This window comes from Amnibacterium flavum (genome assembly GCF_003097495.1).
GTDB lineage: Bacteria > Actinomycetota > Actinomycetes > Actinomycetales > Microbacteriaceae > Naasia > Naasia flava.
Genome location: NZ_QEOP01000002.1, coordinates 1,271,216 through 1,283,583 on the forward strand (window position 1 = coordinate 1,271,216; position 12,368 = coordinate 1,283,583).

General features: G+C 69.6%; 14 protein-coding genes. 7 read left to right on the forward strand and 7 right to left on the reverse strand.

Annotated elements, in window-relative coordinates; all coding sequences use genetic code 11:
- Positions 1-24: 24 nt before the first annotated feature.
- The 7 genes from DDQ50_RS13705 to DDQ50_RS13730 form a co-directional block, all read right to left on the reverse strand.
- Positions 25-696: a response regulator gene (locus tag DDQ50_RS13705; protein ID WP_116757245.1), complete on the reverse strand. Its 672-nt coding sequence runs from the start codon at positions 694-696 to the stop codon at positions 25-27.
- Positions 693-1,967, reverse strand: coding sequence for a sensor histidine kinase (locus tag DDQ50_RS13710; protein WP_116757246.1), 1,275 nt, complete (start codon positions 1,965-1,967; stop codon positions 693-695). Before DDQ50_RS13710 ends, DDQ50_RS13705 begins: the two co-directional genes overlap by 4 nt.
- Positions 1,968-2,049: 82 nt before the next feature.
- Complete coding sequence (locus tag DDQ50_RS13715) at positions 2,050-3,348, reverse strand: MFS transporter (protein ID WP_116757247.1); 1,299 nt, start codon at positions 3,346-3,348, stop codon at positions 2,050-2,052.
- 84 nt (positions 3,349-3,432) lie between these two features.
- Positions 3,433-4,518: a Gfo/Idh/MocA family protein gene (locus tag DDQ50_RS13720; protein ID WP_165829839.1), complete on the reverse strand. Its 1,086-nt coding sequence runs from the start codon at positions 4,516-4,518 to the stop codon at positions 3,433-3,435.
- 61 nt (positions 4,519-4,579) lie between these two features.
- Positions 4,580-4,753, reverse strand: a complete 174-nt coding sequence (locus tag DDQ50_RS17335) for a hypothetical protein (RefSeq protein WP_165829742.1) — start codon at positions 4,751-4,753, stop codon at positions 4,580-4,582.
- A gap of 46 nt (positions 4,754-4,799) precedes the next feature.
- On the reverse strand, positions 4,800-5,822 hold the full coding sequence (locus tag DDQ50_RS13725; protein ID WP_116757249.1) for an NADPH:quinone reductase: 1,023 nt from the start codon (positions 5,820-5,822) through the stop codon (positions 4,800-4,802).
- The gene (locus DDQ50_RS13730; protein ID WP_240614394.1) at positions 5,819-6,391 is read right to left on the reverse strand and encodes a sugar O-acetyltransferase; all 573 of its coding nucleotides are present in this window, start codon (positions 6,389-6,391) and stop codon (positions 5,819-5,821) included. Before DDQ50_RS13730 ends, DDQ50_RS13725 begins: the two co-directional genes overlap by 4 nt.
- A 61-nt stretch (positions 6,392-6,452) precedes the next feature.
- On the opposite strand from DDQ50_RS13730, the gene DDQ50_RS13735 reads away from it, so the two are divergent.
- The 7 genes from DDQ50_RS13735 (at position 6,453) to DDQ50_RS17620 (ending at position 11,947) form a co-directional block, all read left to right on the forward strand.
- Positions 6,453-7,115 (forward strand): hypothetical protein, encoded by a 663-nt coding sequence (locus tag DDQ50_RS13735; protein WP_116757250.1) that lies wholly within the window; start codon positions 6,453-6,455, stop codon positions 7,113-7,115.
- Positions 7,116-7,336: 221 nt separating this feature from the next.
- Positions 7,337-7,981 (forward strand): NAD(P)-dependent oxidoreductase, encoded by a 645-nt coding sequence (locus DDQ50_RS13740; protein WP_116757251.1) that lies wholly within the window; start codon positions 7,337-7,339, stop codon positions 7,979-7,981.
- 40 nt (positions 7,982-8,021) lie between these two features.
- Positions 8,022-8,975 (forward strand): alpha/beta hydrolase fold domain-containing protein, encoded by a 954-nt coding sequence (locus DDQ50_RS13745; RefSeq protein WP_240614396.1) that lies wholly within the window; start codon positions 8,022-8,024, stop codon positions 8,973-8,975.
- Positions 8,976-9,026: 51 nt separating this feature from the next.
- Positions 9,027-9,701 (forward strand): ribonuclease H family protein, encoded by a 675-nt coding sequence (locus DDQ50_RS13750; protein ID WP_116757252.1) that lies wholly within the window; start codon positions 9,027-9,029, stop codon positions 9,699-9,701.
- Between the two features lie 125 nt (positions 9,702-9,826).
- On the forward strand, positions 9,827-10,582 hold the full coding sequence (locus DDQ50_RS13755; protein WP_205663637.1) for an SDR family NAD(P)-dependent oxidoreductase: 756 nt from the start codon (positions 9,827-9,829) through the stop codon (positions 10,580-10,582).
- Between the two features lie 5 nt (positions 10,583-10,587).
- The gene (locus DDQ50_RS13760; protein WP_116757466.1) at positions 10,588-11,505 is read left to right on the forward strand and encodes a helix-turn-helix transcriptional regulator; all 918 of its coding nucleotides are present in this window, start codon (positions 10,588-10,590) and stop codon (positions 11,503-11,505) included.
- Between the two features lie 319 nt (positions 11,506-11,824).
- Entirely contained in the window at positions 11,825-11,947 is a 123-nt protein-coding gene (locus DDQ50_RS17620) for a hypothetical protein (RefSeq protein WP_276308406.1), read from the forward strand.
- The last annotated feature ends 421 nt before the right edge of the window (positions 11,948-12,368 follow it).

The following is a 12,368-nucleotide window of genomic DNA, read 5'->3' on the forward strand; positions in this document are numbered from 1 at the left end:
GGTACGGGGCGGGCGGGGGCGCCGTCATTCGGGAGGAGCAGCGACGATGAGACCGGTCTCGTAGGCGGCGATCACGGCCTGCGCCCTGTCACGCGCTCCGAGCTTTCCGAGCACGCGGCTGACGTGGGTCTTGACCGTCTGCTCGGCGATGAAGAGGGTGCTCGCGATCTCGATGTTGGACAGTCCACGAGCCACCTCGACGAGCACTTCGAGCTCGCGCTCCGTCAGGTGCTCGAGCGAGACGGGCGTTCCGCGACGGGAGTCGGGCGCGGCCGCGAAACCCTCGATCACCCTCCGCGTGACGGCGGGCGCCAGGAGCGCGTCGCCCTGGGAGACGACCCTCACCGCGGCCACGAGCTCATCGGGCAGCGCATCCTTGAGCAGGAAGCCGCTCGCCCCCACGCGCAGGGCGGCGAACACGTAGTCGTCGATGTCGAACGTGGTCAGCATGATCACACGGGGTGTCCCGGACTCGGCGGCCCCGACGATCTGCCGGGTGGCCTCGATCCCGTCCATCACGGGCATCCGGACGTCCATCAGCACGACATCGGGCCGCAGCCGAGTGACCATCTCGACCGCTTCGGCGCCGTCGCGGGCTCCGCCCAGCACCTCGATGTCGTCCTGAGCGGAGAGCAGTGCCGAGAACCCGGCCCGCACCATCGCCTGGTCGTCGGCGATCACCACGCTGATCGTCATGACAGCACCACGCTCTCGTAGTCGGCCCCGCGCAGCGGCAAGATCGCGCGCACCACGAATCCGCCGTGTCCGTCCGCGTCCGCGGAGACGGTTCCGGCGACGCTGGCCGCGCGCTCGGCCATCCCGACGAGACCGAAGCCCGGCTCCCCCGACGGGGGAAGCGCTCCCGAGGGCGCGGTATTGGTGACCGTGATGCTGAGCGAGCGCTCGTCGCGACTGCCCACCACCGTCACCGCCGTGCCCGGGGCATGCCGGATCGCATTGGACAGCGCCTCCTGCACGATGCGGTAGGCGGCGAGTCCCACGACTTCCGTCACGTCGTCCATCTCCTGAGGTTCGAGCCAATCGAGGGTCACGGCCATTCCGGCGCGTTCGGCGGAAGCGACGAGCTCGCCGACATCGGAGACGCGGGGCTGCGGCTTGACCCCGCTCGGCACGTCGTCGCGCAGCACTCCGAGGAGGGCGCGCATCTCGCCGAGCGCCTGCCGCGACGACGCCGCGATCTCCTGGAACTCCTGCGCGACACGCTCGTCGAGGCCGGGATTGCGGTACGGAGCGGTCGTGGACTGCACGTTGATGATGGACAGTCCGTGCGCGATCACGTCGTGCAGCTCCCGCGCGATACGGGCACGGTCCTCGACGAGGCGGCGGCGTGAGTACTCCTCGATGCTGACGGAGCGCTCGCGGAGCAGCTGTGCCCGGATCTCGCCCCACTGAGCGAGGACGATGCCGATGATGAGAGCCGCGCCGGAGATCGAGGAGAACACGACGAGGTTGATCGAACTCGGATCGACGAGATCAGGACGCAGCACCCGCGACAGGACCGCCGACGACGCGACGGCGAGGATCCACGCGGACACGGCGACCAACCAGTTCGCGCGCACCGCGACGACGAAGAGGGTGAGGGTCTGGCTGATGATCAGCGCCACCCACCAGGGCCACGGCCCGCCGATATCCGCGTCGCTCAGCCATTGCAGGGTGAGCGCGGCGACGACCGAGAGAACGGCTCCGAGGGTGGGGCGCACGACCGCGACGGGGATCGAGCCGGCCTGCACGATGACGAGACCGAACGCCACGACGAGGGGCACCCCGTAGTAGACGACGGCACTGGTCGTCTCGACGGCGACGAGCGAGATGGCGGCGACGACCGCGAGGGTGGCCATCACGCTCGTCATGCGCAGCCTGCTCACCGCATCGAGGACGCGCGCCCAGAAACGCGCCGACGCCGGCTTCTCCGCCACGACGACGTCGGACCCGGCCGATGCTCGCATGTCTCAAGTATCCGGCAGGCGAGCGCTCCAGCGCTGAGAAGCTGCGTCGCCGCAGCCGGACGCGGAAGGCGGACGGTTCACATCAGGAGATCGGCGCGAGCGGTCTGCGGGTGATGGAGACGCTGACGACCGCTGCGACAACGCACAACGCGGCAGCGCCGAACCAGGCGATCGTGTACTCCCCCGTGCTGTCGCGGATGAAACCGGCGACGGTCGCCGCGACGGCCGCGCCGATCTGGTGCGAGGCGAAAACCCAGCCGAAGACGATCGGACCGTCGGCACCGAAGAGCTCGCGGCAGAGCGCGACCGTCGGCGGAACCGTCGCGACCCAGTCGAGCCCGTAGATGACGACGAAGACGATGATGGGCGGCTGCACCGTCGCGGACAGCAGGAACGGCAGCACGAGCAGACCGACGCCCCGGCCCGCGTAGTACACGGCGAGCAGGATCCGCGGGTTGACCCGGTCCGTGAGCCAGCCCGACGCGATCGTGCCGACGACGTCGAAGATCCCGACGACCGCGAGCAGGCCGGCGGCGGTCGTCTCCCCCATGCCGTGGTCGTGCGCACTGGGGATGAAGTGCGTGCCCACCAAGCCGTTCGTCGTCGCACCGCAGATCGCGAAACCCGCGACGAGAGCCCAGAAGGTGCGCACCTTCGCCGCCCGACCGAGGGTGCTCAGGGCCAGCCGGGCCGCGTTGCCCGACGAGCGCGGAGCGGGCCGCCAGTTCTCGGGGGCACCGAACGGTGTCACCTGCAGGTCCTCCGGCCGATTGCGGAGGAAGACGAGCACGAGAGGGACCACGGCGAGGGCGCATGCGGCTACGAGCAGCGTCGCGGGCCGCCACCCGTACGACTCGACCAGACCGGCGATGAGCGGCAGGAACACCAGCTGGCCGGTCGCGCCACCGGCGGTGAGGATGCCGACGACGAGGCCCCGGCTCTTGATGAACCAGGTGTCGGCGACCGTGGCCGCGAAGACGAGCGCCATCGATCCCGTGCCGAGCCCGATGAGCACACCCCAGGTCAGGACGAGCATCCAGGGCGCGGTGGCGAAGATGCTGAGGGCAGCGCCCGCGGAGACCAACGCGAGTGCGCCGCTGGTGATCGCGCGGAGGCCGAACCGGTTCATCAGGGCCGCCGCGAACGGGGCGGTGAGGCCGTAGAGAAGAAGGTTGACGGTCACCGACACCGAGATCTCGGTACGGGACCAGCCGAACTCGCCCTCGAGCGGCAGCATCAGCGCACTCGGCGCCGCTCTGAAGCCGGCGGCGCCGACGAGGGCGAGGAAGGCGACGAGAGCCACGATCCACGCGGGGTGGATGCGGCGGCTCCGCGGTCCCGACGCGCCCGTACCGGTTTCGGCGGTCTCGCGGCTGGTCACGACACGAGTATGGACGAGGTCAGGATCCCGGGTGCGACATCGGACGACGCGATTCGGCCATTGTCCGCCGACGCACCGTCCGACTCACCAGGTATCGGGCGTCGCTCCGAGAGGCACCGCCGCGGGACGCTCGACGGTGCTCTCGAGCGTCACCACCGAGTGCGTCTCCCCGGCACGGACGATGGCGTCCATGATCTCGAGCACGTGGAAGGCGAGTTCGCCGGAGGCCCGGTGCGGCCGATCCGTCGCGATGGCGTGAGCCATGTCGGCGAGCCCCACTCCACGGCCGGCGTCCTCGTACCCACCCGCGGTCGGGGCGAGCGTCCACTCCGGAGCGTCCTGGGTGTAGATCTCGACGGAGTCGGAGAACCGGTTGGGGTCGGGCACGGCGATCGTTCCCGCCGTGCCGTACAGCTCGATCGGGGGTGTGCGCGAAGCCCAGACCTCGAAGCTCACGGTGATGGTCGAGGCGAGACCACTCCGATGCTCGAGGACGGCGGTGACGTGGGTGTCGATGTCGACGTCGATGGGGGTGCCCTCGAGCGGTCCGGTCCAGACGCTCCGCTCGCGCGAGGAGCGGTAGGCGACGCCCGAGACCCGCACCACCGGGCCGAGGAGGCTGACCAGGGTGGTCAGGTAGTACGGGCCCATGTCGAAGAGGGGACCGCCGCCGGCCTGGTAGTAGAACTGGGGCGCGGGATGCCATCTCTCGTGTCCCGGTGCCGTCCAGTGCGCCGCGGCGCCGACGGGATCGCCGATGCGCCCCTCTTCGAGGAGGGCGAGCGCGGTCTGGATGCCCGTGCCCAGCACGGTGTCGGGCGCCGAACCGATGCGCAGTCCGCGCGATGCCGCGAGAGCGAGCATCGCCTCGGCGTCCGCGGGCGCGAGGGCCAGCGGCTTCTCGCCGTACACGTGCTTGCCGGCGAGGAGGGCCCGGGTGCCGATCTCCACGTGAGCCGCGGGGATCGTGAGGTTCAGGACGACGTCGATATCGGGCGAATCGAGCAGCTCGTCGACGGTGAGGGCCTTCACCCCCTGCTCGGCCGCGACGGCCTCGGCCCTCTCCCTGTTAACGTCGGAGACGGCGACGAGGCGGAGCCCGGGGAGCAGCGGGAACTGCGCGAAGTACTGCTCGCTGATCTTTCCGACGCCCACGACGCCGACCCTCATTGGTTCAGTCACGAAACCGATACTGCCATGTCGTATTCGAGGACGCGCCGCATCCGCCCCGTCACCTGCCGAATCCCGCCGTCAGTCCGGTGACGAGCTGGCGCCGGCCGACCATGTACAGGACGACGATCGGCAGGGCGACGATCGGAACTCCCGACAGGCCGACTGCCGCGAGAAAGGCGGGGATGCTGATCGTGAGGCGAGACCAGGTCCGGTGGACGCGAACAGGAGACATCTCGAAGCGTCGTCCGGAACCTGGACGAAGCGCGCAGGACCGCGACTCAGGCGGGCGAGACGTCGATCAGCACCTTGCCGACGACGTCGTCCTGGACGGCCGCATGCGCGTCCGCGGTCCGCTCGAGCGCGAAACGGTGGAGCGGCAAGCCGGCGCTCTCGCCGACCGGCAAGGCGCCGTCCCTCACAGCGGCGGTGACGTCTTCCGCGGCAGCCGCGAGTGCTTCACGGCCGACCGTGTAGAGCAGGATGAACTGGAATCGGGTGTTGAGCCCCATGTGGGCGCGCAGCGGCAGAGTGACCTCGTTGCCGCCCGTGTTCGCGTAGATCGAGACGACTGCGCGGGGCCTGATCACCTTGGCGATCAGGTCGGCGTTCGCGATGATCGCGACGTCGACGACGATGTCCACTCCGTCGGGTGCGATGCCGCGGATGACTCCTGCCGGGTCGCCCTCGCGGTAGTTCACGACGTGCTGCGCACCGGCGGCCCGTGCGAGCTCGGCCTTCTCGGGTCCGCTCACGGTGGTGACGACAGTCGCGCCGGCCCACCGGGCCAGTTGGATCGCCGCGTGGCCGACGGCACCCGCTCCACCGGTGACGAGGACGACGAGTCCGTCGAGCGCTCCGGGGTGGAGTCGACGGGGGCCGTCCTCCGCGACGGTGAGCGCGCGGTGCGCGGTCATGGCGGGCACACCGAGGCTCGCCCCCAGGTCGAACGACGCCGCGTCGGGCAGCGGCACCACACGGTCGGCGGGGAGCACGGTGAACTCCTGGGCTGTTCCCGTCGGGCGTTCGTGAGCGGACAGGTAGGTCCAGACGCGATCGCCGACGGAGATCCCCTCGACGCCCTCGCCGACGGCGTCCACGACACCGGAGCCGTCTTGGTTCGGCGTCACCTCCGGGAAGGGCAGCCCGTTCGGTGCGGCCGCACGGGATTTCCAGTCCGTCGGGTTCACGCCGGAGACGACCACGCGGACTCTGACCTCGCCGAGACCCGGCTCGGGAACGGGACGCTCGACCAGTTCGAGGACCGACGGGTCGCCGGGACGGGAGTAGACGATCGACTTCATGTGGTCTCCAATGCTCGGATGACTCGTGCGGGATTTCCCGCCGCGAGCACGCCCGCGGGGATGTCCTGGGTGACGACGGAACCGGCGGCGACGACGCTGCCCGCACCGATCGAGACGCCCGGGCAGACGACGACGCTTCCGCCGATCCAGACATCGTCTCCGATGCTGATGGGAAGCACCCGCTCCCACCTGTCGCGACGGGTTCGGACATCGAGCGGGTGGGTCGGCGTGTAGAGGCGGGCGCTCGGCCCGATGAGCACGCGCTCGCCGATGCGGATCTCACCGCCGCCGAGGGCGAGGAAGTCGGCGTTGAGGAACGAGCCGGCGCCGACGTGCAACCGGGATCCGTAGTCGAGGTAGAGCGGTGGACGGAATCCGACGCCGTCCCCGACGCTCCCCACCGTTTCGGCGAAGAGGGCGGCCGCAGCATCCTGGTCGTCGTCGAAGAGGGCCGTGATCCGACGGCAGGCGGCATGCGTCTCGGTCGTCATCGCGACGAGTTCAGGACCGACGCGGTACCAGTCCCCCGCAACCATCGCGTCGAAATCGGATGCTCCCTCGGTTGTCACAGTCGACCAGCCTAGAACCGCTCTCTCCGCACTCTCACGTTCTCTCCCTACCCTGGATGTCATGCGTCACAGCGCCCGGCCGGTCGCCGCACCTCACCCTCGTCGCGTTCTCGCGCTCGTGGCAGCGGTCGGCGCCTTCCTCCTGGTGGCGACGTTCGCGCTCGCTCCGCCTCCTCGCTCCGACGACGCCTTCGCCGCGCCGGGCACCGCGAGCACGGTCGGTGCGCAGAACCTCGACCTGTCAGGCAACATTGCGGCGATCGGGGTGACCCGCGACGGGTACGGGGCGACGTCGGGAGAGGAGTCGTTCATCGCGAGCGGCACCAACCACGACTGGGCGGCGCTCGTGATGCTGTCCGCCGGGTGGCCCGCGAGCGAGTCGAACATCACGGTGTTCACGCGCTGGATGCGGCAGGAGAACGGCCCCGACGATTGGTGGAATCGAAACAATCCGCTCAACAACGGGTATGGATCCGGCGGTGGCGCCGGCCTCGGCAGCTACCCGAACCTCGTGGTCGCCGCGCAGATGGCCGCTGAGAACCTGCTCCAGCACTCGGGTTATGCCGATATCCGCGCGGGTTTCGCGGCGTCGGCACCCACCGCGCAGATCGAGCAGGCGATCTGGGCCTCGCCCTGGGCGACGAGTCACTACGCCAACGGGTCGCACTGGGCGTACACCCCGGTGCCGGTCGTGAAGGCGCCCGCCGACGCCTGGGGCCAGTAGGCGCCGTTCGCCGGCCCGCCCGCTGAGCGCAGCGAAGCGAAGGTTCCGGTCTCGGTACGCGCTGCGCCACTCGCCCCCCGAAGACCGGCCCGCCCGCTGAGCGCAGCGAAGCGAAGGGCCTGCGCGGTCCCCGGGGAATAGCGTTGCCGCCGACACTGTCTATGACAGGGACCGGCGACGCACATCGCGCCCGGTGACTTCGAGGTGAAGAGGGAGGCGCCATGGCGCGCATCACGGTTCTGGGCGGCACGGGATATGCGGGCGGGCACATCGTCCAGGAGGCGGCGGCACGCGGCCATCAGGTCACCTCGTACAGCCGGAACGCCCCCGAGAACCCCGTCGACGGCGTGACCTACGAGACCGGGTCCGTCCTCGAGCACGACGTGCTCGCTGCCGCCGTCGCGGACACCGACGCCGTCATCGACGCGCTGTCGCCCCGCGGCGACATGGCGGGCAAGCTGGAGGGGATCGTCAACGACCTCGTCAACCTGCTGGAGGGCACGTCGACGCGTCTCGGTGTCGTCGGCGGGGCCAGCTCACTCCTGGTGTCGGAGGGCGGGCCGCGCCTCATCGACACCGCTCCCCCTGCACCCGAGGTCGCCGACGAGATCCAGACCGGCATCACCGTGCTCCAGCTGCTGAGCGACTACACCGGTCAGGTCGACTGGTTCTACGTGAGCCCCGCAGCCCTCTTCGGCTCCTGGGCGCCGGGCGAGGCGACGGGCACCTACCGCACGAGCGACGACATCCTCCTCGTCGACGACGAGGGGATCTCGCAGATCTCCGGCGCCGATTTCGCGAAGGCAATCGTCGACGAGATCGAGACGCCGAGCCACCACCAGTCGCGGTTCCACGTCGCCAACTGAGCCGTCGCATCCGGCAGGTCGGGGCTGAACGCTCGATAGAGTGGCGGCTCCGAACCTGCTGGAGGCGATGATGCCGACGTTCCATCCCGATCTGCGATCCGGACGCTTCATCCCCAACTTCTCCTGGGGACCGCGCACCACGAAGCTGGTGCGCAGCGCCGAGCTGACGCCGCGGGATCCGGGACCCGATGTGACGGTCCGCGAATTAGTCGTGCCCGGTCCCGCCGGCGCGCCGCAAGTGACCCTGCGGGTGTACCAGCCGACAGGGCTGAGCGCACCGGCTCCCGCCCTGCTCTGGATCCACGGCGGCGGACTGATCAGCGGGACCCCGTTGCAGGATGAGCGCACCAACCTCGCGTTCGTCCGGAACCTGGGCATCACGGTCGCCGCGGTGACGTATCGCCTCGCCCCCGACGCGCACGCTCCCGCCGCGGCGGAGGACGCGTACGCGGGCCTCGTCGGTCTCGTCGCCCGCGCGGATGAACTGAGGATCGACCCGACGCGCATCGCTGTAGGGGGTGCGAGCGCCGGAGGCGGTCTCGCGGCGGCCGTCGTGCTCCTCGCCCACGACCGCGGGGTCGTGACGCCTGCGTTCCAACTGCTCGTCTACCCGATGCTCGACGACCGCACCGTGACGCGCACCGACGTGGACCCTCGCAACGTGCGCGTCTGGACACCGGGCAGCAACCGCTTCGGCTGGACCTCGTACCTCGGCCAGGAACCGGGAGGCCCCGACGTGTCGCCTTACGCAGCTCCCGCCCGCCGCGGCGACCTCAGCGGCCTCCCTCCCGCCTGGATCGGGGTCGGGACACTCGACCTCTTCTACGACGAGGACATCGAGTACGCACGCCGACTCCAGGCGAGCGGGGTGGCGACGGAACTGGTCACGATCCCGGGTGCGTTCCACGGCTTCGACGCCCTGTACACGCGCAAGGAGATCTCGAAGGAGTTCTGGCGCATGCAGGCCCGAGCACTCCGCGCCGCGCTGCGCTGAGACGGGCCGGCCGGGAACAGGACGTGCTATCTCGGTCCGTACGATGGAGCGGTGACGATCACCGCAGCAGCCGACGGTTCAGCTCTCGGAAACCCCGGCCCGTCCGGGTGGGCCTGGTACATCGACGACGACCGCTGGGCGGCGGGCGGATGGAAGCACGGCACCAACAACATGGGCGAGCTCAAGGCCGTGCTCGAACTGTTCCGGGCGACCGAGCACACCGGCGAGGACCTGCTGATCCTGTGCGACAGCCAGTACGTCATCAATTCGGTGACGAAGTGGATGCCGGGCTGGAAGAAGAAGGGCTGGCGCAAGGGCGACGGCAAGCCGGTGATGAACCTCGACCTCCTACAGGAGATCGACGCGGCGATCGCGGGCCGCAGCTACCGGTTCGAGTGGGTCAAGGGTCACGTCGGCCACGTGCTGAACGAGGCGGCCGACGTCCGTGCGCGCGCCGCCGCCGAGGCCTACCAGCGCGGAACCGACGTTCCGTCCGGTCCGGGGTTCGGCCCCGGGTCTGAGGCGACTGTCCGCGTCACCGTGCCGCCGACCTCCGCACCCGCCCCGACCGAGCCCGCCTCGCTCTTCGACTTCGAGGAGGAGATCGACGAGCCCGAGACCATCGAGGTCGCGCTGCACCTCACGCCCGACGAGCACTCGCGCCTCCTCCTCCGCGCACGCGCCGAGGGTCGCAGTCCCGAAGATCTGCTCCGCGACCTGATCTGAGCGCTCGACTGACCTCAGACCGGGATCGGCGATCCCGGGATGACCGGGTCCTTGGCCCGATCCTCCGACGGATCGAGGCTTGATCCGTGCCGCCTGGAGACTCCACGGCGCGGAAAGGTCCGATCATGGCCACCACGATCTCTCTCATCACCGGCGGAAACCGGGGACTGGGCCGCGCGACAGCGCTCGCGCTCGCAGCCGACGGCTCCGACATCGTCATCACCTACCGCAGCAACCCCGACGAGGCGTCGGGCGTCGTCGCCAGCATCGAGGCGCTCGGTCGCCGCGCCGCCGCCCTGCAGCTCGACACGTCCGATGTCGCGTCCTTCGAGGCGTTCCGGGCTGCTTTCGCCGCGATCCTCGCGGGCTGGGGCCGCGACACGTTCGACAACCTCGTCAACAACGCCGGCCACGCCACCGCGACCCGCCTCGGATCGACGACCGTCGACGAGGTCGACCTGCTGTTCGCCGTGCACTTCCGCGGCCCCTACTTCCTCACCCAGACCCTCGCACCCCTGCTCGCCGACGGCGGCTCCATCGTCAACCTGTCGAGCGGGCTCTCCCGCTTCGCCGGCGACGGCTGGTCGATCTACGGCGCGATGAAGGGCGCGATCGACACCCTGACGCGGTACCTCGCGAAGGAGCTCGGCGCCCGCGGCATCCGCGTGAACGCCGTCGCCCCCGGCCCGATCGCCACCGATTTCGGCGGAGGCACCATGCGCGACAACGAGCAGGCCCGGGCCTTCATGTCGTCGCAGGCGGCGCTCGGTCGGGTCGGCGAGCCCGGTGAGATCGGCGACATCATCGCGACCGTTCTGTCCGATCGGGCTCGCTGGGTGACGGGTCAGCGCATCGAGGCTTCGGGTGGGACCCTTCTCTAGTGACGATGGACCGCGCTCAGCTCGCCGACTTCCTCCGCACCCGGCGTGAAGCGCTGCAGCCCGAGGATGTGGGACTGGGTCGTGGACCCCGTCGCCGCACCTCGGGGCTGCGACGCGAGGAGGTCGCGTCTCTCAGCGGCATGTCGAGCGACTACTACAGCCGCCTCGAGCAGCAGCGCGGTCCGCAGCCGTCGGAGCAGATGCTCTCGGCGATCGCCCGCGGACTGCGTTTGAGCCTCGACGAACGGGATCACCTGTTCCGCATCGCCGGGCACAATGCGCCCTCGCGAACGGCCCGCACCGACCACATCAGCCCCGGCATCATGCGGGTGCTGGACCGGCTGCAGGACACACCCGCCCAGGTGATCTCGGCGCTCGGCGAGACTCTCGTGCAGACCCCGCCCGCGGTGGCGCTCCTCGGCGATCAGACCTCGTTCACCGGTCTCCGTCGCAGCAGCATCTACCGCTGGTTCACCGATCCGCAGTCGCGTTCGGTGTATCCGGACGACGATCACGCCATGCATTCGCGCATCTACGCGTCGGACCTGCGAACCGCCCTGTCCCGGCTTCCGGGAGACACCCGCGTGCAGAGCATGGTCGAGGCGCTGCTCGTCGAGAGCTCCGAGTTCGCCACTCTCTGGGCAGACCACGTGATCGGCGACAGGCACGAGTTCAAACGCATCCAGCATCCCGAGCTCGGCGTGATCAACGTGCAGTGCCAGCTTCTGCACGACCACGATCGGTCGCAGGCGCTGCTCGTGTTCACGGCGACACCGGGCACCGAGGACGCCGAGAAGCTGAACCTCCTGGCCGTCATCGGCGCGCAGACGCTCGAGAGTCCCTCCGTCCGTTCGCGGCCCCCGGCCGCGGCGTCGGGGAACGGCGGGACTGGCGGGGTGGGCGGACCAGCGTCAGGGTCCTGATACGGCCTTCGGCCTACTCGACCGGTCTCGGGTTCCTGCGCCAGCTCGCCGCGTACAACCCGAGGCTCTACACCGGCACCGAGTCGGTGATGCAGAAGGCCAACGCGGAGAAGGCGTTCACCGCCCCCCACCTGGACCCTGCGGACCCGCAGGTTACAAAAAACAGCTCGACGAGCAGTGGCAATTGCTTATCATGTCGCTGCGATCGGGCGCCGGCGCCGACGGCCCGCAGAGGGTCGCATCGGTCGGTGTGTTCGCCGAGCTTCGACTAATCACCTCAGGTCCATGAGCAGGCCAACGGGGGATCCGCCGCGACAGGATGGGCGATGCACCCCCGGTCGCGCACTTCCTCGTCACCAAAGACGGCTCCGACCCGGCCCTGATGGAAGTCCTGGGCGTCAAGCGGCAGCAGTCCGAGCCCCTGATGTCGACGGATGGGTAGCTGCTAACGAACTCGACCGTCGATCCCGCGCGCGCCGGGAGGCTCGCGCGCCAAGTGCTCGGCCTTCTCGATGCATGAACATGGGTTGTGGGGAGCAACTTAGCCAGTAGTCTTTGATCCGCCGAACGCCACAAGGAGGAGCGTGTTCGATCTCGAGGTTGCGACCCCCGTAGGCACCCGTACGAGCGCTGACTTGCCGGCCAAGACTGGGAACGTCAGTCATCGGTGGCTCGAGGCAGATGTTCCTGAGTATGTCGCTGAGGATAGAGACGCTCAGAGCGGGAATTTAGACCCGAAGCTGACCCCGAGTCAGCATCTTGACGCTCTGGGGACTCTGCACTCCCTCAAGAGACGGGCAGCTCGCGGCCTCGTGAGAGTCGGCAAGGATTCGTCCTTCGAGGCCAGAGTGATGACGATTGTG